The following is a 24,130-nucleotide window of genomic DNA, read 5'->3' as shown; positions in this document are numbered from 1 at the left end:
CTGGCCGGGTGAGTTACGACCTGGTTCTGCTGCCCTCCGGTGCCGCCGCGTCCGCCGAAGCGGTGGACGCGTATCTGACGGCGCAGGACGGCCGACCGGCCGGCGACGTCGTCGGCGAGATCGCGGCCGAGCTCGACAAGCGCAATGCCGAGCTGCCCGAGATCGACGCCTTCCTGGGCGCGCCCGCCGCCGAGGCGGTGCTGGGCGACGCGCTGTTCGTGTCCACGCCCTACGACTCGCTCGGGTTCACCCGGAACCTGTTGTTCGAGCTGGGGACCCCGCGCGGCTACGCCGTGTGGGACCCGCAGCTGGCCTGGCTGCTGGATCCGGCCTGCTCGGTCGAGGCCGCGGTCACCCACGGCGGCGCGGGTGAGTTCCCGTATCTGACAAAAGAACTGGTCGACGAATGGATTCCGAACCTGGGACAGCCCGGTCCGTATCTCATTGTGGAAACCGGTGATCAGGTCTACATCCAGACCTATCGGCATCCGGATGGTCATTACGACCTCGAATACCGGGAAGGGTCGGCGGATAAGCATTTCGCCGCCACCGCGACCGACTCGCGAATTGTCGCCGATCTGATCTGGGGCTGGGCCACGGGCGATCGTTCCGGATTCGCCGCGCTGGATTGGCAGCGGCTCACGCTCTGAGCTTTGAATAACGGACGGATTTCAATTTCGGCTCGCCCTACCCGGCAATGACGGATGCGCGTGTGTCGGAAAGCTAATCTTTCACTTGATCGACACAGGGCTAATTGCACGAGGTGTTTCCGGGCTTGATGGCATTAGTCACCGAGGCGAGGAGCGAGAGATGAAGCTACGTCCGACCATGAGCGCGGGGACCCTACGCAAGGGCTTGGCAGTCGTGGCCGGATTAGCGGCTACCTTCGCGATAGCAGTGGCTTTACACGCCAGCGGCGCCGGGGCGGATATCCCCCGAAACGTTCAGCACATTCCGTGTCCTCAGCCGGCGGCGCTACCCGCACCGCCGACCTGGACTTAACGGCTACAGCGCGCGGCGACCGGAAAGGGCTCGCCCCAGCGTCAATTCGTCGGCGAATTCCAAGTCGCCGCCCATCGGCAATCCCGAGGCCAGGCGGGTCACGCTCAGGCCCGGGAAGTCGCGCAGCATGCGGACCAGATACGTGGCCGTCGCCTCGCCCTCGGTATTCGGGTCGGTGGCAATGATGACCTCGGTGACATCCACGCCGTCGTCCTGATTTCCGATGCGGGTCAGCAGTTCCCGAATGCGCAACTGATCGGGGCCGATGCCCGACAATGGATCGAGCGCGCCGCCGAGTACGTGATAACGCCCGCGGAATTCGCGGGTGCGCTCGATGGCCTGCACATCCTTGGGCTCCTCGACCACGCAGATCATGGTGCGGTCGCGGCGCGGATCGGCGCAGATGCGGCAGAGTTCACCGTCGGAGACGGTGCCGCAGACGGCGCAGAACCGCACGCCGTCGCGCACCTTCTGCAATGCCGCCTGCAGGCGGTCGATCTCGGGGGGCTCCACCTGCAACAGGTGGAAGGCGATGCGCTGCGCGCTCTTCGGGCCGACGCCGGGCAGTTTGCCCAGCTCGTCGATGAGATCCTGAACCGGACCCTCGTACACCTACGCCGTCCTCCGCTCAGAATCCGGGCAGCGCGCCGCCGCCGAAACCACCGGCCAGCGGGCCGAGGCGCTCGGCGGCCAGGTTCTGCGCGGACTCCATGGCATTGTTGAGCGCGCCGATGATGAGATCCTGCAGCGTCTCGACATCCTTGGGATCGACCACCTTCGGGTCGATGGTCAGCTCCAGCACCTCGCCGGTGGCGCGGATCTTGGCGCGCACCAGGCCGCCGCCGGCCTCGCCCTCGACCTCGGATTCCGCGATCTCCTGCTGCGCGGCCATGACGGCCTGCTGCATCTGCTGGGCCTGGGCCATCAAGGCCTGCATGTCGAAACCTTCACCGGGCTGCACGGCGCGTCCTTCCTGAGGGATGGTGATTGCCCCCAGCCTAGTCGCCGACTCGCGACGATCTTCTTGACTCTCCCCTCGCTGGAGGGTGTTCGCTTAGGGCATGACAGCGACGGTTCCGATCGGCGAGTTCTCCCGGCTCACCTACCTGACCATCAAGACGCTCCGGTACTACCACGAGATCGAGCTGCTGGAGCCGGTCTCGATCGATCCGAGCTCGGGCTACCGGTTCTACTCGACCGAACAGGTGGACCAGGCGCACCTGATCAAACGGCTGCGCGAGCTGAACATGCCGCTGCCGGAGATCAAGGCGGTCATGGCCGCGCCGGATCAGGCGGCCCGGGACGCGGCGATCCGCGCGCACCTCGAGCGCATGGAGGCGGAGCTGGTGCGCACCCGCGACGTGGTGGCCTCGCTCAAGGCGCTGTTGCTGCCGTCGGCGGCGATCTCGGTCGAATACCGTTCCATCACAAGCCATCCCGTGCTGGCCATGACCACGAAGGTGACGCGCGACGACTGCGGCGAGTGGTGCGAGTACAGCTTCGGCTCCATGTACCAGCGCCTGGCCGCCGCCGATCTCGCGCCCGCCGGTCCCGGGGGCGCGACCTACGCGACCGAGTTCTTCGAATACGACGAGGGCGAGGTCGTCACCTACGTGCCGATCGAGGCGCGGCATCGGGATCGTTTCGAGGCCGGGACTGTTCTCGACCTACCGGCCCGCCGGTTCGCCGTCGCCGTGCACGCGGGACCGTTCACCGATTTCGACCGCACCTATGGCGCGCTGGGCAGCCATGTGGCCGAACACGACTCCGCACTCACCGAACCAGTACGCGAGATCTACCTGGTCGGGCCCGGTGACGCCGAGCCCGCCGACTACCGCACCGAAGTCTGCTGGCCGATCGGCCGGCTCTGAAAAGGAGAGAACCATGGCACTGACCCTCGGCAATATCGTCTTCGACTGCCACGATGCCGCCGCGCTGGCGGGCTTCTACGCGCAGCTGCTGGACCGCCCGGTCGACGAGGGCGCGAACGAGCACTTCGCGACCATCGACAATGCCGCCGCCACACCGACATTCATGTTCGTGGCGGTGCCCGACAAGAATCCGGGCAAGAACGTCGTCCACCTCGACCTGACCGGCGGCGCGCTGAGCGACGAGATCGAACGCGCGGTCGCCCTGGGGGCCAAGCACATCGCGGACTTCGACGAATACGGCGTGAAGTGGGCGACGATGTCCGACCCGGAGGGCAACCTGTTCGATATCGGCCAGCCGAACTAGGCCGGGAGAACTAGGCGAGTTCCTTCTTCAGGTTCTCGAGCACCTCGGCCTGGATCTTCTTCAGGCCGAGCGGCGCGAAGATGCCCTCGAAGATGCCGCCGATGCCGCCCGCGCCCTTCCAGGTGGTGCGCACGGTGACCAGCGAGCCGGAGCCGGAGGGGGTCACGGTCCAGGCGGTGACCATGGAGGAGTTCGAATCCCGTTCCGTCACCATGGAATCGGAGACCGAGACGACCGCGTGCACATTGCGGGAGCGCTTCTCGGTGGCCTGCAGGGTCCATTCGGCGACGGTGCCCGCGCCCTGCCCGCCCTCGACCACCTTGTAGTCGCGGTAGTGCGAGGAGAGGATCGCCGGGCGCACCTTCTCGTAATCCGCGATCGCGTCGAGGGTGCGCTTCGGATCCGCCGCCACGACGATCGAACTGGAGGCGCTGACCTGTCCCACCATGTGCTCCTTTGTGATTGCGCGGGTTACCGCTCGGTCATGCTACGCCGGAATCGGGCGGCGCCGGATTCTCCGGGGTACCCGTTTTCCGGTGCTGTAGGCCCCGGGATGCACCTATTCTGGGTGCATCTTTCGGGGGAGGACACCGCGGATGACACGGTTCGTGAACTGGGTTCGGCTCAATATCGACGGTGTCCTGACGCTGGTCGTCGCCGCCGTCGCGATCGTCGTCGAGGCCTTCGACAAGTTCGGCAACCTGAACCCGGTGAACGGGGCGATCCTGCTGGTCCTGGGCCTGCTCGCACTCACCCTGCTGCGCGATCGGAACCGGACCGCGCGGCTGGTGCAGGAGCTGGCGGCGGTGCGGCTGCTGCACGGCGCGGAGATCGACCAGGCGCACGCGCAGGCCCGCCGCGAGACCGACAACTGGATCTACAAGGGCGGCACCGGAACCTATCTGCGGGCGGTGACGCTGCCCTACTTCCTGGCCCGGGCGCGTGACGAAAGCCACCTGCTGAATCTGCGGGTGGAGGTGCTGGATCCGAGCGACGAGCAGCTGTGCCTGGCCGACGCGCAATACCGGAGCTCACTGCAACCCCAGGGTGATGCCAACGGGCGGCCGTGGACGACGGACCGGATTCGCAAGCAGTCGTATGCCACCGTGCTGGCCTGCGCCTGGTACCGGCACCAATCGGAGTTCCTGACCATCGAACTCGGGCTGTCCTCGGCGCTGTCCACCTACCGCTGGGACATGTCCGACAATGTGGTGATCATGAACCAGCGCGGGTCGAAGACCCCGGCGCTGCTGTTCGAGCGCGGCAAATCGCAATATCCGGACTTCACCCGCGAATTGGCGGTGAGCTTCAAGCAGGCCAAGCCGGTGCAGCTCAGCCGCGACGCGGATCTGCGACCGCCGACCGAGCCGACCATCGCGCAGGTGCGCAGGCTGCTGGAGAGCCTGGGACTGCCGCTGCCGCACGCCTACACCGACGACGATGTGGTCGAGATCGTGGAATACGCGCTGCGGCCGGTGAATACGTTCTAGGTGAGCAGCAGTCCCGCCGTGGCGGCGGCGGTCGCGGCCGCCGCGAGCACCAGCCCGGTCAGCACGAACTTGCGCATGGGGACCCGCACCTCGTGGCTGCGGCAGAACTCCAGGCACAGCAGGGTCGCCAGTGAGGCCCACGGCGTCACCAGCGGGCCCACATTGGTGCCGATCAGCAAGGCCAGCAGCTGATTTCGCTCACCGGAGGCGATCACGGCCTCCCCGGCAGTGTAGGCGGGCAGGTTGTTGACGATGTTCGACAATGCCGCGCCCGCGCCCGCCGCGCGAAAGACGCCCGGACCGCCGGTATCCCGGCCGATCAGGTGGTCCATCACCGTCGAGAGTCCGTGCAGCGACAGCGTCGGCACCACCAGGAACAGCCCGGACACGAACACCAGTAGCTGCCAGGGGAACAGCGACCAGCGCAGGGCCGACCGATCGCAGATCGCGAAGGCCGCGATGGCGATGGCCGCGGCCACCGTGGCGGCGATGCCGATCGCATCGCCGACGAACGGGATGGCCAGCACGAACGCCACGCACGCTCCCCCGGTCGCGTACAGCAGCACCCGCTCGCGTGCGTCCGCCGGTCGGATCGGCTCCGGCACCACGTATCGATCGGTGCCCCGCTGCGCCCGCCGCCAATACCACCACCACAGGCACAGCATGGTCATGGCGATCGAAAGCAGTTGCGGCAGCCACATTCTCGCCGCGAATTCGGTCGCCGTGAGCGCCACCCGATCGGCGGCCAGCAGATTCGTCAGGTTCGACACCGGCAGCAGCAGGCTCGCCGTATTCGCCAGCCACAGCGTGGTCATGGCCAGCGGCAGCGGCGGAATCCGGGCGGGCACGGCCAGCGCGATCATGACGGGGGTCAGCAGCACCGCGGTCGTATCGAGGTTCAGCACCATCGTCGTGATCGACGCGAACGCCACGCACAGCAGGAACAACCCGACGTAGTTCCCGCCCGCGATGATCGCCAGCCGGTGCGCGATCACATCGAAGACCTTGGCCCGCCGCGCCAGATTCGCCAGCACGATCACGCTGCCCAGGAACAACAGCAGCGGGGCGATCCGCCGCATATTGTCGGCCGCGTCGTGCCGCGGCAGCAGTCCCGTTGCCACACACAGCAACCCGACCACCAGCACCCCGATCCGGACGGCGTCCAGTGTGCCCAGCCGCCGGGCCGGCCGGGATGAGTCCATCTGTTCGGGCTGTTCGGGCATTGGGACATGATCTCAGGCGCGGCCGGGTTCGATCGCGGGATACTGGACGGGTGACACTGTGGGGTGGGGGGTCGCGGATGCTCTTCACGAGCTATTCCCCGGCCGATGAGCGGTGGGCCATCTGGCTGGCCTGGCAGCTCGAGCACGCGGAAGCTAGATACCGAACGGTCTTATCTGCGTGGGATTTCGATCCGGCCACCAATTACGGCGAATTCGTGCAGCGGGGCGTGCGCGAATCGGATCTGGTCGTGGCCGTCCTGACCCAGAACTATGTGTCCTCGCGCCACGCCAATCGGGAATGGCAGGCCGCGCTGGACACCGATCCGGGCAAGCTGCTGGCCGTGCGGGTCAGCGAGTGCTCGCTGGAATGGCTGCCCAGCGGGGTCGGCTGCCTGGATCTGCTCGGGGTGCGCGACGCCACGGACGTGCGGCGGCTGGTCCTGGACCGGGTGGAGCGGATGCTGTCGGAGCGGTGGACGCCGCGCCGGGCGGCGGACGCGCGGGCGGACGATATCTGGTCCCCCGCAACGGAATCCCCGGCGGTCGGCCGCCGCCCGCTGTCCCCGCCGGACTTTCCCGGCGACAGCGCGGTGAACCGGACCCACGCCGGGCTGTCGATCCTGCACATCGGCGGGCCGCGTTTCGGACGCGGCCTGCGCGCCACCGATATCCCCACCGATCCCGAGGGTCTGCAATCGCACCTGTGGGGCACGGTCACCGAACTGGTCGACGAGCAGGCCCCGCCGCCCGACCTGATCGTGGTGAGCGGTGATCTCACCGAATCCGCGCATCCGACCGAATTCCACAAGGCCAGATCGTTTCTCGGCGGCCTGCGCGTCCTGCTGCGGCTGGAACCGGACCGGCTGGTCATCGTGCCGGGCAATCGCGACATCTCCAAGCTCGCCTGCGAGGCCTACCTCCTGGAATGCCAGGCCAACGACCGCCTGCCCAAACCGCCCTACTTCGCGAAGCTGAAGCTGTACGAGCAGATGTTCAACACCCTCTACCGGGGGCTGGACCATCTGCTCTTCGATGTCGGGCAGCCCTGGACGCTGTTCCCCATCCCCGAATTGCGGCTGGTGGTCGCGGGTCTGAACTCGACCATGGCGGCGACCCATCGCGCCGAGGACGACTACGGCTCGATCGGCATCGATCAGAAGGACTGGTTCGCCCAGCAATTGCGCTTCTACGAGGCGCGGGGCTGGTTCCGGCTGGGCGTGATCCGCCACGATCCCGCCCCGGGACCGAGCACCTCGCCGTACGACCCGAGCGTGCTCCGCGACGCCGAACCCGTGTTCCGGCGGCTGGGTCCCCGGCTGAATCTGCTGCTGCGCGGCCCGGGCCCGGCCGGTCGGTCGGTCGCGCATCCGGGCGGCACCCTGCCGGTGCTGTCCGCACCACCGGCCGGTCATGCCGAACTCATCCACATCACGACCGCCGGGGTGACCCGATATCGCCCGGACGCCGTCGAGCCTCCGGCCCCGCAGCCGCTCACCTGGGTCAATTCCGTTGCCGCGCTGGAGCGCCGGGCCAGTACCCCCGAACTCCCGCCGCCACCGCCGGTCACACCCCGCCCGGAACTCCGTGCGGGCGAGACGTCGCGCCCGCACGATCTGCTGCTGGAACAGCTCGCCGAGGTGTGCGAGGTCCGCTTTCCGGGCGCGCGCATCCGCCGTATTGCCGCCGATCCGCCGTATCTGCTGGTCACCGTGAAATCCGATCCGGTGATCGAGCAGCTCATCATCGGCGCGCACGTCGGCGAGGTGACCGCACAGGTGCTCGACGAATTCCTCGGCCCGGAACCCAAACCCGGCTCCCAGCTCGTCTATCTCGGCCCCGCGCCCGGTCGTGAGCTGCGTGACCGCGCGGCCGCCGAGGGTGTGCGCATCCGCAGCTTCGCCGATTTCCAGGGCCTCGCGGATCTGGGCGACTATGTGCGCAAACAGTCGGCCCGGCTGCGCGACGATCCGGCCTACGCGGCCGAACTGTATGTGCCGCAGCGCTTCCGGATGCTGGCCCCGCGCGGGCGCGAGGTGCGCGACGATCTGGTGGCCGAGCTGATCGAGCTGGTGACCGCCGAGGACGGCCGATTCGTGCTGCTGCTCGGCGATTTCGGGCTGGGCAAGACCTTCGCGCTGCGCGAGCTGACCCGCCGCCTCACCGAGACCTCCGCCGATTTCATCCCCATCCTCATCGAACTGCGGAACCTGGATCGCACCAGCTCGCTCGACACCCTGCTGGCCGCGCACCTGGCCAACAACGGCGAATCCCGCATCGATCTGCGCGCCCTGCGCTACATGCTGGAACAGGGCCGGGTGGTGCTGCTGTTCGACGGCTTCGACGAACTGGTGACCCGCCTCAACTACGACAGCGCCGCCGAGCACATGGCCACCCTGCTGCAGGCGGCCAAGGGCCGCGCCAAGGTGGTGGTGGCGGGGCGCACCCAGCACTTCAAGTCCTACGACCAGATCGCGAATGCCCTGGAGACACAGGAGGATCCGCATCCGGACCGCTACATCCTCGGCGTCGAGAACTTCACCCACGAACAGGTGCACGCCTTCCTGGTGAACCGCTACGGCGGCACCGGGCCCTCGGCCGACGCCCGAATGCGTCTATTGCGCGGCATTCCGGATCTGCTCGAACTGGCCCGCAATCCGCGCATGCTCAGCTTCATCTCCGATCTGGACGAGCATCGGCTGCGCACCGCCGCCGGGGCGCAGCAGATCATCGGCCCCACCCGGCTGTACCGCGAGATCCTGACCGCCTGGCTGAACTACGAGATCGAGCGCTCGCCCGAGCGCGCCAGCTCGCAACCGACGCTCCGGATCGACGAATTGTGGCTGGCGGTCACCTATTTCGCGCTGCGGGTCTGGGAGACCGGACGCCCGTACCTGACCCTGACCGAGCTGACCGAGGTCGCGCACGCGGCCGTCGAGCGGATCGACGCCACCCGGCTCAATGTCGCGCAGTTCGTGCACGCCCTCGGCTCCCGCAGCCTGGTCGTGCGCGGCGAGGACAATCAGTTCGGGTTCATCCACTCCTCGGTGCGGGACTGGCTGGTGACCGCGCACATCGCCGAACAGCTGGCCGACGGGGTCGCGTCACCGGCGCCGCTGTCACAGGCGCAACTGGAACCCCTCGCCGTCGAATTCCTCTGCGACCTGGCCGATGTGGAGCTGCTGCGCGCCTGGGTGGAGCGCACCCAGGCCGATCCGGCCGCGCACGAGATCACCCGCACCAATGCCGCGCGCATCGCCGCCCGACTGCGCATCTCCCCGCACGAGGACCTGCGCGGCCTGGACCTCTCGCGCGAGGACCTGTCCTTCCGCAATCTGGCGCGACTCGACTTCACCGGTGCCGACATGACCGAAACCCGGCTCTCCGGCGCGGTATTGGACAACGCGATCCTGCACGGCGTGCGGCTGACGGGCGCGCAACTCGAGCAGGCGTCGCTGGTCGGCACGGATCTGCGGGGAGCGGATATGACCGAGGCCCAATTGGTCAGCGCGAATCTGGAGCACGCCGATCTGCGCGGCGCCCGCTTGCACCGGGCGCGACTGGACCAGGCCTCGCTGGCCCGCGCCAATCTGGGCCGCGCCGACCTGACCGGCGCCCGGCTGGCCCGCACCGATCTCACCGCGGCGCGCGGGGAGGGCAGCCGCTGGACCCGGGCCGCGCTGCTGGATGTGATCGGCGCCCCGATCGGCACCGATCTGGCCGGATCCGGCCGCGTGCCCGGCACCCCGCCGCTGACCGAATTCGCCCCGGCCGCAATCGGCGTCAAGCACGGCGTCGACGCCCAGAGCGGGCGGCTGCCGCGGCCGCTGGCCTACAGTCCCGACGGCGGCACCGTGGCCATCGGCTGCGATTCGGGCAGCGTGGTGGTCTACGGCACCGACACCGGGCGGACCCTGCGCACCCTGCACGGGCATCGCGGCCGGGCCTTCGCCGTCGCCTACACCGAGCAGGTGCTGGTCAGCGGTTCCGCCGACGGTACGGTCCGGATCTGGGACGCCGCCACCGGCGCGGCCCGGAAGATCCTGTCCGGTCACGAGCAATGGCCGTGGCCGCTCGAAACCGACACCGCCGGAACGCTGCTCGCCACCGGTGACGCGGGCGGCACGCTGCGGCTGTGGCTGCTCCCCGACGGCGAGCCGCTGCACGAGTTCGCGCCACCGGACCGGGTGCCGCAACGCATTTACAGCATCGCCTTCCACCGCGACCGGGTGGCCGCCGCGTATCACGATGGGGCCGTGCGCATCTGGCAGATTTCCACCGGCACCGAGGTGGGCGGGTTCCAGGGCGCGCACGGACCGGTCCGCCGCATCTGCTGGGACCCCATGGGCACGCTGCTGGCGGTCGGGGGCGCGGACGGCACCCTGGGGCTGTGGGATCCGGTCACCGGCGACCTGGTCCACGAACTGCGCGGCCACCAAGACGTGGTGTACGCCGTCGCCTTCCATCCGCTCGAGCCCATCCTGGCCAGCGGTGACATCGAGGGCGGAATCCGCCTGTGGGACACCGGCACCGGCGAACCGCTGCACACCCGCACCGAACACGGCCGCGCGCGGGTGCACTGGCTCGGCTTCGATCCTTCCGGCGACATGCTGGCCACCGGCGACACCGCGGGCGCGGTCTACGTGCGCGACGGCCGCACCGGCGCGCCGCTGCACAGGCTCACCGGTCACACCGGATCCATCTGGCCCTTCGCCTTCCGGCCCGACGGCAGCCAGCTCGCCGTCGCCGACGACCAATTCGCGCTGCGCATCTGGGATCCCGCCACCGGGGCGAGCCTGCACGCGCTCACCGGGCACGGCCGCCACGTGCGCGCCGTCTCCTTCAATGCCGACGGCACCCTGCTGGCCGGGTGCGGCAACGACGGCAGCGTACGGCTCTGGGACGCCGCGACCGGGCGGCTGGCCAAGCGCCTGCACGGCAGCGCGGACGGGCTGGTCACGCTGGAATCCGGGGTCTTCAGCCCGACCGCGCCCAGCCAGCTGGTGACCGTGGGCAATGCCGGGCGGCTGCGGGTCTTCGATATCGAGGCGGCGGTCGCGGAACGGGACATCACCGTCGACTCCGCGCCGGTCTGGGCCATCGCCTACGACCCGACCGCCCGCTTCATCGCCACCGCCAACGACGACGACACCGTCACCCTGTGGACCCGCGAGACCGGCGGTGAGCACGCGGTCTGCGCCGAGCACCGCGGCCGGGTGCGGTCCATCGCGTTCAATGGCGACGGCTCGCGGATGGCCACCGGCTGCGATGACGGACTCGTGCGGGTCTGGAACGTGGCGGCCGGAACCCTGGTCACCACCCTGTCCGATCCGGACCACACCGGCGGTTCCGGTGGCCATCGCGTCTACGGGGTGGTCTTCCACGGGGATCGGGTGGCCGGCATCTCCTGGGACGGCACGGTCCGGATCTGGAGCATCGCGGGCGGTCCGCCGCTACACCGGCTGGATCTGCATCGCGGGCGGCTGTGGTGCGCGGCCGTGGATCCGGCCTCCGGCATGCTGGCCACCGCGGGCGACGATCTGGTGATCCACCTGTGGGACATCGCCTCCGGCAAGCATCTGCACACCCTGCACGGGCATCGAAACCGGGTGCGCTCCTTGACTTTCGACCCCACCGGGCGGGTACTGGCCAGCGGCGGCAACGACGGTTCGATCATGCTGTGGTCACTCGGCGAAACAGGCGGGGCGCCGGAATTGCGCGCCACGCTGCTCGGGTTGCCCGAGGGCTGGGCGGCATTCACGCCCGACGGACGGTACAAGACCGAGGGGCTGACCGCGGGACAGTTCTGGCACGTGATCGGGATGTGCCGGTTCGAGCCGGGCGAACTGGACCCGTATCTGGCCGAGATCTGCCCGGTGGATCTGGACGACCCCCTGTGATCGGCCAGGACACAGCGCAATTCAATCGTTAGCCGGAGTAAGAATCATCACGACGAGACGGGGAATAGACTCACAGGAGGGCAGGTAAGGACTGCCGACACGCATGCAAACTATGCGTGAAAACCGCCCCGCCGGTGCTTCCCTGCTGGCCGTACCGGTCGGTGCACGCTAGGTTCCGAGGGTGGCAGTGAGTCTGTTGGGGAAGGCCGGCCGCGCACCGGCCGCACAAGAATCAGGTTTCACCGCGCATCAGGCCGGAGTCGATCGCCTGCTGGCCTCCTATCGGGCGATCCCTCCCGATGCGAACGTACGCCTGGCCAAGAAGACGTCGAACCTCTTCCGGGCCCGGGCGCGCACCAACGCGCCGGGCCTCGATGTGTCCGGATTGACGCGGGTCATCGCGGTGGACCCGGAGGCGCGGACCGCCGATGTGGCGGGCATGACGACCTACGAGGATCTGGTCGCCACCACCCTGCCCTACGGGCTGGCCCCGCTGGTGGTGCCGCAGCTCAAGACCATCACGCTGGGCGGCGCGGTCACCGGACTCGGCATCGAATCCACCTCCTTCCGCAATGGCCTGCCACACGAATCCGTGCTCGAGATCGATGTGCTCACCGGCGCCGGCGAGATCATCACCGCGACCCGCGACGGGGAGCATGCCGATCTGTTCCGCGGCTTCCCGAATTCGTACGGCACGCTTGGTTATTCGACGCGGCTCAAGATCGAGCTGGAAAAAGTTGAACCGTATGTCGCGCTGCGGCACATCAGGTTTCACGATCTGCGCGAACTGGAAGCCGCCATGGCGCAGATCATCGCGGACCGCGCCTGGGACGGCGAACGGGTCGACTACCTCGACGGCGTGGTCTTCACCGCCGACGAGAGCTACCTGGCCCTGGGCCGCCAGACCGACGAACCCGGCCCGGTCAGCGACTACACCGGCATGGACATCTACTACCGGTCCATCCAGCACGACTCGAAGCAGCCCAAGCGGGACCGGCTGAGCATTCACGACTACCTGTGGCGCTGGGACACCGACTGGTTCTGGTGCTCACGGGCTTTCGGCGCGCAGAACCCGAAGATCCGGCGCTTCTGGCCGAAGCAGTACCGGCGTTCCAGCTTCTACTGGAAGCTCATCGCGCTGGACCACAAGTACGCGATCGGCGACAAGATCGAGGCGCGGCACGGGAATCCGCCGCGCGAGCGGGTGGTGCAGGACATCGAGGTTCCCATCGAGCACACCGCGGACTTCGTGGAGTGGTTCCTGCGCGAGATCCCGATCGAGCCGATCTGGTTGTGCCCGTTGCGGTTGCGCGACACCGAGGGCGAACGCCCCTGGCCGCTGTATCCGCTGGAGCCCGGCCGCACCTACGTCAATATCGGTTTCTGGTCGGCCGTGCCGACCACGCCCGGACAGCCCGAGGGCGCGGCCAATCGCGCCATCGAGCACAAGGTGTCCGAGCTGGACGGTCATAAATCCCTGTATTCGGACGCCTACTACGACCAGGATGAATTCGCCGCCCTCTACTACGGCGGCGGCACCTACTCCTCCCTCAAGAAACGCTACGACCCGGATTCTCGTCTACTGGATCTGTATTCGAAGGCGGTGCAACGCAAGTGACCACGTTCAAGGACCGTTCCGACGTATTCGCCGAGCTCGGAACCAAACTCAGCATTGCCGAGATCTTCGAGACTCTGCTCGACGGGCCGGTGCCCATTCGGCTGACCTGCTACGACGGCAGTAGCGCCGGTCCGGAGGACTCCGAGTTCGGTCTCGAGATCAAGACCCCGCGCGGGGTCAACTACATCGCCACCGCACCCGGCGACCTCGGCATGGCCCGCGCCTACATCGCGGGCGACCTGGAAGCCCACGGCGTGCATCCCGGCGACCCCTACGAACTGCTGAAGGCCATGGGCGGCTTGAAGTTCCGCCGCCCCACCGCCCTGCAGCTGGTGGTCATCGCCCGCTCGCTGGGCTGGGAGCTGCTCAAGCCGATCGCCCCGCCGCCGCAGGAGACGCTGCCGCGCTGGCGGCGCATCGCCCTGGAGGGGCTGCGGCACAGCAAGACTCGCGACGCCGAGGCCATCCACCACCACTACGACGTCTCCAATACGTTCTACGAGTACGTGCTGGGCCCGTCCATGACCTACACCTGCGCGGCCTACGAGGATCCGGCCTGGACCCTCGAGCAGGCGCAGGAGAACAAGTACCGCCTGGTCTTCGAGAAGCTGAACCTGAAGGCGGGCGACCGGCTGCTCGACATCGGCTGCGGCTGGGGCGGCATGGTGCGCTACGCCGCCAAGCGCGGGGTCAAGGTCATCGGCGCGACGCTGTCCGCCGAGCAGGCCGAATGGGCGCAGGCCAAGATCGCCGAACAGGGCCTGTCCGATCTCGCCGAGGTGCGGCACTCCGATTACCGCGACATCCGCGAGGGCGACTTCGACGCGGTGTCCTCCATCGGGCTCACCGAGCACATCGGCGTGCACAACTACCCGGCCTATTTCGAGTTCATCAAGTCGAAGCTGAAGGTCGGCGGCCTGTTCCTCAACCACTCCATCACCCGGCCGGACAACACCCGCATCACCAAGGCGGGCGACTTCATCGACCGCTACGTCTTCCCCGACGGCGAGCTCGCGGGCTCGGGCCGCATCATCACCGAGATCCAGAACGTGGGCCTCGAGGTGCTGCACGAGGAGAACCTGCGCCAGCACTACGCGCTCACCCTCGCCGAATGGTGCGACAACCTGGTGAAGAACTGGGACGACGCGGTCGCCGAGGTCGGCGAGGGCACCGCCAAGGTGTGGGGCCTGTACATGGCCGGCTGTCAGCTCGGCTTCGAACGGAATGTGGTGCAGCTGCACCAGATCCTGGGCGTCAAGCTGGGCGAGGACCAGGCCTGGACGGTGCCGCTGCGTCCCTGGTGGAAGGCATAACCTCAGGACGACAGGCCCGGCACGGTGATTCCGAGCCGGGCCGTCAACCACGGCAGTGACGAGGTGAAGGCCGCGGAGGCGAACTGCCAGGTGTGGCCGCCGACGGTGGTGTGCACGGTGCAGTCGATGCCGACCTGCTTGCCCGCGTCGCACAGCTGCTCGGCCGCGCCCTCCTCGTTGGTGTCCATGACGCCGTCGCGGCCGCCCTTGCCGATCTGGTCCTCGGTCACCTGCGGCCTGCCCGGATAGTGTTGCTGGCCGGTGCTATTGCGTTTCGGCGCGGTCAGGTCGTCGAAGAGGCCGACCACATCGGTGTACGGGCCGTGCTTCGCCATGACGGTCAGCGGGTCGAATCGCGCCCAGGCGTCGGCGTTTCCGCCGTAGAGCCGCTTGATGGTCTGCTCCTTGGTGCCCGCGGTGGGGCCCAGGTCACCGGCGATGTCGACGAAGGTGCCGAATTGCTCGGGATGCATGACGGCCAGATCCACCGCACAGGTGCCGCCCATCGACCAGCCGACGACCGCCCACTTCGACGGATCGGCGGACACCCCGAAGGTCGATTCCATATAGGCCGGAACATCATTGGTGAGGTGGTCGGCCGCATCGCCGCGCGGGCCGTTCACGCATTCGGTGTCGTTGTTGAAGCTGCCGCCGGAGTCTACGAAGACCAGCACGGGCATCACCCCGTTGTTCCTGGCCGCGAAATCGTCGACGGCGGGCATGATCTGGCCGCTGCGCACCCAGTCCGCCGGAGTGTTGAACTCACCGCCGATCATCATGATCGTCGGCAGCGCAGGGGGTTTCGCACCCGCGAACCAGGCGGGCGGCAGGTACACGTATTCGCGCCGATGCCGGAAGTCGCTGCCGGACTCCGGAATATCGACCCGCACGATCCGGCCGGTCCCGACATCGGTGCCGCGCAGATCCGCCAGCTCGTCCTCGTCCACCTGATGCGGCAGCGGATCGGCATTGGCCGCGTCCCACGCCGCCTGCACCGTGGGGTAATAGCCGACCCACTGGTTCAGCACCACGCCCGTGTACAGCAGCGCCACCGGCACCGCCAGGATCGCCGCGATCCGCTGCCACCAGGATCCGGTCCGCAGCCCCACGATCGCCGCCACCAGACCCGCCGCCGTCAAGCCCACACACGCCCACAACAGCACCGGGGCCGGATCCGAGGCCAGGCCCTGATCGTTGGTGTAGCTCCATGCCGCCCAGGCCGCCGCGACACCCGCGACCGCGCACACCGGCATCCACAGCAGCCACCACCGGCGCGTGAACCGCGCGAACGCCAACACCAGCAGCAGCACCGCCACGAACGCCACCACCTGCGGCACCCAGCCGTGCAACAGCGAAACCGCGTGATGGAAGCCCGGATACCCGCTCCGCGCGGCGGGCGCCCGGGGAGCTGGCGGCGGGGGCAGAGCGGGCGACAGCGGCAGCACACGGGTCGACGACACGACGGCGATTGTCGCCACCGTTCCTCGAGAAACGCTGTGAATACCCTGCGCGAACTCTGGAACCGTGCCGGGACCTACAACAGCGAATCCAGGAACCGGCGCGGCACCTCCGGCCCGTCCGCCCCGGCGCCCAGCGGCATCTCGTGGCGCAGCGTGCGCAGGATGTTCAGCACCCCGGGACCCGCGTCCAACAGCGGTCTGGGCCAGCCCAATTCGGCGCACCGCACGACCACCGGGCTGAGCACCGCGATGGATTCGCCGAGCCAGCCGGAGGCGGACAGGCATTCGGCCAGCAGCAACGCCGAGTCGAGTTCGGCACGGGGACGGTGCTGTTCGCGAATCCGCGAGTGCAGCGCCCGGGCCCGCTTGACCGCGGTGTCGTCGGTGCCGAGCGGGGCCAGTTCGTCACTGCCGCGGTCGTCGCCGCGATAGTGCCGCGCCAGCAGCGCGCGGATGGTGGCGACCTCCTCGGCCTCGGCGGCCAGCGCGGCCGCGCCGGTGGCGTGGCGCAGCGATCGGACCATCGGGTCGGTGACCAGGCCCGCGGTGATCGGATCGGCCGGTAAGCCCAGGCGCAGCCGCTCGGCGCGGACCTGGGCGGCCAACCGGGTGAGCTTGCGCTCGGCGGCCAGGCGCGCGCCCTCGTCGAGGCGGGCCGTGGCGGTCTCCAGGTCGCCGCGCACCGCCTTCACCCGGGCTCCGCTCACGAAGATGGTGACCAGGAAATCCACCGGCCCGACCCGGGCGGTGAGTTCATGGCTCTGATCGAGCAGGCGCTCGGCGCTGTCCAGATCACCGCGCCGGTAGGCCACCTCGCCCAGCAGCGCGGCCGCCACCCGCACCGGATGCGACCGCGAACCGGCGCGGTCGCGGGCGGTCTGCCAGGCCTGTTCGAAAAACCCGGTGGCGGCCTCGATATCGAGCTGCTCGTAGGCCGCGTCCCCCTGGGCGCACAGGCCGAAGACCTCGCCCAGCGGATCGGCCGAGCGGGCGTGATAGGGCGCGGCCCACTCCTGCATGCCCCGCGCGCCCTCGAAGTCGAAGTCGCACAGGCGCACGAAGGAGGCCAGGTTGGCGGCCGTGGACACCGTCCACGGCGGCAGCTCATCGGCCAGCTTCAGGCATTCGGTGATCTTGTCCAGCACGCCGTCGGTGCGATCGCGCGCCACCTGGTCCGCCGCGGCCAGCACCGCGGCCTGACAGCGCTGGTGCACCGCCTCGGTATCGTCGGAGGAGGTGCGCGCCAGCATGTTCGACAGTCGGCCCAGCGCGCTGCGCGCGGCCCCGGACTGCTGCAGGTTCACATTCGCCCGCGCCAAGGCCATCAGCAGCTTGGACCGCGAGGCCACCTGCTGCACCGGCAGTTTCGACACCGTCCCGAACAACGTGGCCAGCCGGGAGCTGTCGATCAGGTCCATGCCGCCCTTCTCGACCAGATCCAGCGCGTACTTCAGATCGGTGGCGGCCAGCGCGTGATCCACCGACTGGCGGATCAGATTGTGCTCGGCGAACCAGCGGGAAGCCTTGCCGTGCAACTTCTTCAGCGCCCCGGGCTGCGCGCGGTCCAGGCGGGCGCGCAGATGCTCGGCCACCATGGGCTGCATGCGATACCAGCTCGGATCCTCGGCGAGCCGGTGCACGAACAGCTCCCGCTGCTCGGCCTGCTCGAGCAGGTCGGCGGCGTCCTTCGCACCGGTCAGCGCCTCGGCCAGCGAAGCGTTCACGCGTTCGGGAACCGCTATGGCGCACAGGAATTCGAGCATGCGCGGCTCGATGGTGTGCAGCACGTTCTCGGCCAGGTATTCGCGAATCGCCTTGTTGTCACCCGAAAGTCCGGCGATGAGCCGATCCACGTCGTGATCGGCCGAGCGCAGCGACAGCCCGGCCAGCTGGATGGCGGCGGGCCAGCCGTCGGTGGCGGTGTGTATCTGCTCCACCTGGCGGTCGGTCAGGGCCAGGCCCAGCCGCCCGACCAGAATCTGGCGGGTCTCCTCAGCGGTGAGCCGCAGATGCGCGGAGCCGACCTCCACCAGTTCGTCGGCCACCTGCATCCGGCTCAGCGGCAGTCCGACCCGCTCCCGGCTGGTGATCACGAAACGCAAATGGTGCGAACAGTTGTCGAGCAGCGACTCCATCACCCGGTGCGCCCCGGCATCGGTGATCCGATGCCAGTCGTCCACCACCACGACCACCGGGGTGTCACTGGCCTGTATCTCGTCGATGAGCGCCGACACCGCGTACGGCACCGCCTCGGCGGGCCGCTCCTCGAGCAGCTGCTCGAGTCCCGCGCCGATCTCCGGGCGCACCCGGCGGATGGCGGCGATGATGTGGGCCAGCAGCCACACCTCGTTGTCGTCGTCGCGGTCGATGCCGATCCAGGCCACCGCGACCCCGCGATCGGTGAGCTCGGCGCACCACTGCGCGGCGAGGGTGCTCTTGCCGAATCCGGCCGGGCCGTGGATCACCGCCAAGCGGCGGGGCCCGCCCGCGCGCAAAGGCTCCAGCAGCCGCGGGCGGGGCACCGGCTCCCGTGCCGGGGTCGGCGGGCGGAACTTGGTGGCGGCGGTGGGCGGCAGCGTATTACCGGTGGACGGGAACCGCAGGCTCGTGTTGCCCGAGGGCCGCAGCGTCAGCGAAGGACTGCGCGGCGCGGTCACCACCGTATGCGTGCGCTGCCGCGTATAGGCCTGTGTCGCCTCGGAATCCGAGCCGTCGCCGAGGCGCTCGTCGCCCTCGATCAGCGCCATCTCATCGGGCACCTGCCCGTGCTCGCCCTGCACCGCGCGCAGCAGTTCGCCGAATTCCACGGCGCTGCCGGGCCGTTCGCTCGGATCCGGCGACATGGCGCGCTCGATGGCCCCGGCCACATCGGGCGGGATCTGCAGTTCGCGCAGGTCCGGAATCGGCTGGCTGGTGATGCGCAGGAACTGCGCGATGACCTTCTCCCCCGCCTGCCGCTCGTAGGCGGCGTGCCCGGTCAGCAGGGCGAACAGGGTGGAGCCCAGACCGTAGACATCGGAGACCACGGTCGGCTCGTCGCCCTTGAGCACCTCGGGCGCGGTGAAGGCGGGCGAACCGGTGATCATGCTCGTCGAGGTGCGGAAACCGCCTGGGATACGGGCGATTCCGAAGTCGGTCAGCTGCGGTTCCCCGTAGCGGCTGAGCAGCACATTGGCCGGTTTCACATCGCGGTGCAGCACCTGCGCGCGGTGCGCGGTCTCGATGGCCCCGGCCAGCTTCACCCCGACCCGCAGCGAGTCGGCCCAGGACAGCGGGCCGCTGTCGCGCACCACCTGCTCGAGCGAACCCCGTGTGGCATAGGGCATCACGATGTAGGGCCGTCCGCCGGGCGTCACGTCCACCTGCAGGATGTCGACGATATTGGGATGCCCCGAGAGCCGTCCCATGGCGTGTTCCTCGCGCAGGAACCGCTCCCGGCTCTCGTCGTCAATCTCGGTGGACAGCACCTTGACGGCCACCACCCGATCCAGGGCCCGCTGGGCACAGCGGTACACCACCCCGAAACCGCCCCGCCCGATCTCCTCCGCCTCGAACAGTCCCATGGCCTCGAGCTCATCGGTGATGCTCATGGGAAGGTATGCCTGCGTGGAGTTTTCGAGAGGGCTCTGTTCACTCCGCGAGCCACCCGGGCGCGCCTGGTTCATCTGGACCACCTCGAACTGCCACCGTCGAACTGGAACGAGCGCGTACCGAACGTACGGGCTGTTTCCGGTGTTCTACCCGCGCATAATCCAACGTAGCGCGGACCTCGACCACGTGTGCGTGAATCGGCACCCGTCGGGGTATACCCACCCGTCCCCTTCATACCCGTTAATCGCCGAGACCCGGGTCGCTTATTTCGCGACCCGGGTCTCGGTTCAGTTCTTCAGCGGCGTTGCCGCCTCGGGATTACTTGCGCAGCGAGGCCGGAACCTCGAAGCGGCTGCCGAACTTGGCGGCCAGCTCGTCGGCGCGGGCCACGAAGGCCTCCTGGCCGCCCGGGTAGCCCACGATGAACTGGTGGGTGCCACCGGTCCAGGCCGGGAAGCCGATGCCGAAGATCGAGCCGATGTTGGCGTCGGCGGTCGAGGTCAGCACGTTCTCGTCGAAGCACTTCTGGGTCTCGATGGCCTCGGCGAACAGCATGCGGTCCTTCAGGTCCTGCAGCGTGACACCCTCGGGCAGCGCGGTGGAGGTCTTGAAGGTGGAGCGCAGCTCCGACCACAGACCGGTCGCCTTGCCGTCGACGTAGTCGTAGAAGCCCGCGCCGCCGGCCTTGCCCTTGCGGTCGAACTCGCCCACCATCTTGTCGAGGATCTGCGCGGTCGCGCCCGAGGCGGCGTCGATCTCGCCACCCGCGGCCACGATGGCCTCGGCGGTCTCCTTGTAGATCTTCTGCATGGTGGTGAAATTCAGCTCGTCCGACAGCTTCAGCGGCGCCGCCGGGTAGCCCGCCTGCAGACCGGCCTGCTCGATGGTCTGCGGGTCGATGCCCTCACCGAGCATCATGATGGCCTCGTTGATGAACTTGCCGATCACGCGCGAGGTGTAGAAGCCGCGCGAGTCGTTCACCACGATCGGGGTCTTGCGGATGGCGAGGGTGTAGTCGTACACCCGGGCCAGCGCCTCGTCGGAGGTCTTCTCGCCCTTGATGATCTCGACCAGCGGCATCTTGTCGACCGGCGAGAAGAAGTGGATGCCGATGAAGTCCTCGGTCCGCTTCACGCCATTGGCCAGCAGGGTGATGGGCAGGGTCGAGGTGTTGGAGCCCAGCAGCGCATCGGCGTCGACGATGTCCTCGATCTCCTGGAAGACCTTGGCCTTGAGCTCCGGGTTCTCGAACACGGCCTCGATGACGAAGTCCACGCCCGCGAAGTCGGCCGGATCGGCGGTCGGCTTGATGCGGTCGAGCAGGGTCTTGGACTTCTCCTCGGTGGTCTTGCCACGCGAGAGCGCCTTCTCCTCGAGCTTGACCGAGTAGTCCTTGCCCTTGTTGGCGGCCTCGATGGTGACGTCCTTGAGGACGACGTCGATGCCGGCCTTGGCGGTGACGTACGCGATGCCCGCGCCCATCATGCCCGCGCCGATCACGCCGACCTTCTTGATCTCACGCTTCGGCACGTCCTTGGGACGCGAACCGCCGTTGTTGATGTGCTGCAGGTCAAAGAAGAACGCCTGGATCATGTTCTTGGCGACCGGGCCGGTCAGCAGGGACACGAAGTAGCGCGACTCGATCAGCGAGGCGTTGTCGAAGTCGACCTGGGCGCCCTCGACCGCGGCGGCCATGATGGCCTGCGGCGCCGGCATGTTCTGGCCCTTGAGCTGCTTGCGCAGGTTGGCCGGGAAGGCCGGGAGGTTGGCGGCCAGCGCGGGGCTGGACGGGGTGCCGCCCGGGATCTTGAAGCCCTTCTTGTCCCACGGCTGCACGGCGGCGTCGGCGTTGTCCTTGTTGGCCAGGATCCACGCCTTGGCGGCCGGGACCAGCTCCTCGACCGAGCCGACGACCTCGTTGACCAGGCCGGTGGCCTTCGCCTTCTGGGCGTTGAACTCGTTGCCCTGCAGCAGGACACCCATCAGGCCGTTCGCGATGCCGAGCATGCGGGTGATGCGGGTGACGCCGCCACCGGCGGGCAGCAGACCCAGCTTCACCTCGGGCAGGCCGATCTTCAGGCCCTTCACATCGGCGGCGATGCGGTAGTGGGTGGCCAGGGTGATCTCCAGGCCGCCACCGAGGGCCGCGCCGTTGATGGCGGAGACAACCGGCTTGCCCAGCTGCTCGAGGCGACGCAGGTCGCTCTTGATGAAGGTCAGCTCCTCCATGATGGCCGCGGCGTCCGCCGGGGTGGTCTGCATCATGTTCTTGAGGTCACCGCCGGCGAAGAAGGTCTTCTTCGCGGAGGTGATGACGACACCGGTGATGTCGTCCTTCTCGGCGACCAGGCGGTCCACGGTGGCCCGCATGGAGTCCTTGTAGAGCTGGTTCATGGTGTTGGCGCCCTGGTTCGGGTCGTCCATGGTCAGCACGACGATGCCGTCGGCGTCCTTTTCCCAGCCGATCATGTTCTCGGTCATAGTCTTTCGTGTCTCCCTTGAGAAAAGTCGGTGGGCGTCAGACGCGCTCGATGATGGTGGCGACACCCATGCCGCCGCCGATGCACAGGGTGATGAGCGCGTAGCGCGCGTTGCGACGGTGCAGCTCGTCGACCATGGTGCCGGTGATCATGGCGCCGGTGGCGCCCAGCGGGTGGCCCATGGCGATGGCGCCGCCGTTGACGTTGAGCTTCTCGTCCGGGATCTGCAGATCCTTCTGGAACTTCAGCACGACGGAGGCGAAGGCCTCGTTGATCTCGTAGAGGTCGATGTCCTCACGCTTCAGACCGGCCTTGGCCAGCGCCTTCTCGGCGGCCGGGGTCGGACCGGTGAGCATGATGGTGGCGTCGGCACCGGAGGTGGCGGTGGCGACGATGCGGGCGCGCGGGGTCAGACCCGAAGCGGCGCCGGCCTCCTCGGAGCCGACCAGCACCATGGCGGCGCCGTCGACGATGCCGGAGGAGTTACCGCCGGTGTGGACGTGGTTGATGCGCTCGACGTAGTGGTAGCGCTGCATGGCGACGGCGTCGAAGCCGCCCATGTCGCCGATGCCCTCGAAGGCCGACTTCAGCTTGCCGAGGTCGGCGGCGGTGGTGCCGCGGCGCATGTGCTCGTCGTTGTCCAGCACGGTCAGGCCGTTGATGTCCTTGACCGGGACGACCGAGCGGGAGAAGTAGCCGTTGTCCCAGGCCTTGGCGGACAGCTCCTGCGAGCGGACGGCGTAGGCGTCCACGTCGTCACGGCTGAAGCCCTCGATGGTGGCGATCAGGTCGGCCGAAATGCCCTGCGGGACAATGTAGCTGTCGTAGCTGGTCTTCGGGTCCATGAACATGGCACCGCCGTCGGAGCCCATCGGCACGCGGGACATGGACTCCACGCCACCGGCGATGACCAGGTCGTCGAAGCCGGAGCGGACCTTCTGCGCGGCCAGGTTGACGGCCTCGAGGCCGGAGGCGCAGAAGCGGTTGATCTGGAAGCCGCCGACGGTGTCGGGCAGGCCCGCGGTCAGCACCGTGGTGCGCGCGATGTCGGCGCCCTGGTCACCGACCGGCGAGACGACACCCAGGATGATGTCCGAGATGCGATCCTCGTCCAGGTTCGGGAACCGGTTCCGCAGCTCCTGGACCAGACCGGTGGTCAGGTCGATCGGCTTGACCGAGTGCAGCGCCCCGCCACGGTTCTTACCGCGCGGGGTGCGGATGGCCTCGTAAATGTAGGCCTCTGTGGTCATATCGGAGTTTTCCTCTCTTGGGTGCGCCGTCACCGCGTTGTGCGGAGCGGCCGCGGGTAACCTCGCCGACCGGCCTTCTACGACCGACCGCCTGACGGTGTACAAACACCGTCACGAGCAGGTTTGTTGACGCTCCAGTAACCCGTACGCCTGGGCATACCTTAGAACCTCGCGAAACCGATACTCACGGCCACCCGATCATAGTACCGAACTATGCGAACTCCGGTTAACTTAATCTGCCCCGCGGGCGAACTGTCAACCCTCGAGAGGTGTGGCGCCCAACTCCGATCGCAGTAGCGCAAGCGCCACCTCATCCGGGTCGCGGCGCTCTTCCGGAGGCACCGGCTTGGCCGACTCCTCCAGCATCTCGCGCTCCTCCTCCGGCGTAGTAGCAGGTGGGACGCCGTCATAACCTACCGGCGAGTAGTCCCCCGGCCCCGGATCGTCCGGGAGGTCCGGCCCGTCAGGCAGCGGAATATCGTCCTCCGGCGGGGCGAAACGGGCATTGCCGGAGTCGAACGGATCCGCGCTCGCGGGAGCCGGATCCGCGGGGGCCGGGGCGGCCGGGGCG

At 68.3% G+C, this 24,130-nt stretch carries 15 protein-coding genes and 1 pseudogene; 7 read left to right on the top strand and 9 right to left on the bottom strand.

Features of this window, described 5'->3' with window-relative positions; translation table 11 throughout:
- Positions 1–8 precede the first annotated feature (8 nt).
- Entirely contained in the window at positions 9–650 is a 642-nt protein-coding gene (locus ACAM49_RS04695) for a hypothetical protein (protein WP_369634202.1), read from the top strand.
- Positions 651–1,005: 355 nt separating this feature from the next.
- Here ACAM49_RS04695 and recR read toward each other — a convergent pair whose 3' ends face one another.
- Together recR and ACAM49_RS04685 are read right to left on the bottom strand one after the other, a co-directional pair.
- On the bottom strand, positions 1,006–1,614 hold the full coding sequence (gene recR / locus ACAM49_RS04690; RefSeq protein WP_040802590.1) for a recombination mediator RecR: 609 nt from the start codon (positions 1,612–1,614) through the stop codon (positions 1,006–1,008).
- Between the two features lie 16 nt (positions 1,615–1,630).
- On the bottom strand, positions 1,631–1,963 hold the full coding sequence (locus ACAM49_RS04685; protein WP_369634201.1) for a YbaB/EbfC family nucleoid-associated protein: 333 nt from the start codon (positions 1,961–1,963) through the stop codon (positions 1,631–1,633).
- Positions 1,964–2,063: 100 nt separating this feature from the next.
- On the opposite strand from ACAM49_RS04685, the gene ACAM49_RS04680 reads away from it, so the two are divergent.
- Positions 2,064–2,873 carry a MerR family transcriptional regulator gene (locus tag ACAM49_RS04680; protein ID WP_369634200.1) on the top strand — a complete coding sequence of 270 codons (810 nt, stop codon included), beginning with the start codon at positions 2,064–2,066 and terminating at the stop codon, positions 2,871–2,873.
- 13 nt (positions 2,874–2,886) lie between these two features.
- On the top strand, positions 2,887–3,237 hold the full coding sequence (locus tag ACAM49_RS04675) for a VOC family protein (protein ID WP_369634199.1): 351 nt from the start codon (positions 2,887–2,889) through the stop codon (positions 3,235–3,237).
- A gap of 10 nt (positions 3,238–3,247) precedes the next feature.
- On the opposite strand, the gene ACAM49_RS04670 is transcribed toward ACAM49_RS04675, so the two are convergent.
- Entirely contained in the window at positions 3,248–3,682 is a 435-nt protein-coding gene (locus ACAM49_RS04670; RefSeq protein ID WP_040802700.1) for an SRPBCC family protein, read from the bottom strand.
- 151 nt (positions 3,683–3,833) lie between these two features.
- Between ACAM49_RS04670 and ACAM49_RS04665 the strand changes: the two genes are divergently transcribed.
- Entirely contained in the window at positions 3,834–4,727 is an 894-nt protein-coding gene (locus tag ACAM49_RS04665) for a hypothetical protein (RefSeq protein WP_369634198.1), read from the top strand.
- Here ACAM49_RS04665 and ACAM49_RS04660 read toward each other — a convergent pair.
- A complete protein-coding gene (locus tag ACAM49_RS04660) occupies positions 4,724–5,950 on the bottom strand; it encodes an SLC13 family permease (RefSeq protein WP_369634197.1) in 1,227 nt (408 codons plus the stop codon). The two genes, ACAM49_RS04665 and ACAM49_RS04660, sit on opposite strands and share 4 nt — an antisense overlap.
- Before the next feature lie 77 nt (positions 5,951–6,027).
- Here ACAM49_RS04660 and ACAM49_RS04655 point away from each other — a divergent pair, with 77 nt between their 5' ends.
- The 3 genes from ACAM49_RS04655 (at position 6,028) to ACAM49_RS04645 (ending at position 14,778) form a co-directional block, all read left to right on the top strand.
- Complete coding sequence (locus tag ACAM49_RS04655) at positions 6,028–11,847, top strand: pentapeptide repeat-containing protein (RefSeq protein WP_369634196.1); 5,820 nt, start codon at positions 6,028–6,030, stop codon at positions 11,845–11,847.
- A 187-nt stretch (positions 11,848–12,034) separates the two neighbouring features.
- Entirely contained in the window at positions 12,035–13,465 is a 1,431-nt protein-coding gene (locus tag ACAM49_RS04650) for an FAD-binding oxidoreductase (RefSeq protein WP_369634247.1), read from the top strand.
- Entirely contained in the window at positions 13,462–14,778 is a 1,317-nt protein-coding gene (locus ACAM49_RS04645) for a class I SAM-dependent methyltransferase (protein ID WP_369634195.1), read from the top strand. Before ACAM49_RS04650 ends, ACAM49_RS04645 begins: the two co-directional genes overlap by 4 nt.
- A 2-nt stretch (positions 14,779–14,780) precedes the next feature.
- Here ACAM49_RS04645 and ACAM49_RS04640 read toward each other — a convergent pair whose 3' ends face one another.
- From ACAM49_RS04640 to ACAM49_RS04620, 5 genes and pseudogenes are all read right to left on the bottom strand, one after another.
- Positions 14,781–16,223: an alpha/beta hydrolase gene (locus ACAM49_RS04640; RefSeq protein ID WP_369634246.1), complete on the bottom strand. Its 1,443-nt coding sequence runs from the start codon at positions 16,221–16,223 to the stop codon at positions 14,781–14,783.
- Between the two features lie 89 nt (positions 16,224–16,312).
- Positions 16,313–19,828, bottom strand: a complete 3,516-nt coding sequence (locus ACAM49_RS04635; RefSeq protein WP_369634194.1) for a protein kinase — start codon at positions 19,826–19,828, stop codon at positions 16,313–16,315.
- Positions 19,829–20,147: 319 nt separating this feature from the next.
- The gene (locus ACAM49_RS04630; RefSeq protein WP_369634193.1) at positions 20,148–22,310 is read right to left on the bottom strand and encodes a 3-hydroxyacyl-CoA dehydrogenase NAD-binding domain-containing protein; all 2,163 of its coding nucleotides are present in this window, start codon (positions 22,308–22,310) and stop codon (positions 20,148–20,150) included.
- Between the two features lie 37 nt (positions 22,311–22,347).
- Complete coding sequence (locus ACAM49_RS04625) at positions 22,348–23,559, bottom strand: acetyl-CoA C-acetyltransferase (RefSeq protein ID WP_369634192.1); 1,212 nt, start codon at positions 23,557–23,559, stop codon at positions 22,348–22,350.
- Between the two features lie 255 nt (positions 23,560–23,814).
- Positions 23,815–24,130, bottom strand: a pseudogene (locus ACAM49_RS04620) (DNA polymerase III subunit gamma/tau); the annotation flags it as partial.

It is taken from the genome of Nocardia sp. JMUB6875 (assembly GCF_041154655.1).
In the GTDB taxonomy this organism is placed as follows: Bacteria; Actinomycetota; Actinomycetes; order Mycobacteriales; family Mycobacteriaceae; genus Nocardia.
The sequence above is the reverse complement of the archived record's forward strand: the minus strand, read 5'-3'. Positions and strand labels throughout refer to the sequence as shown.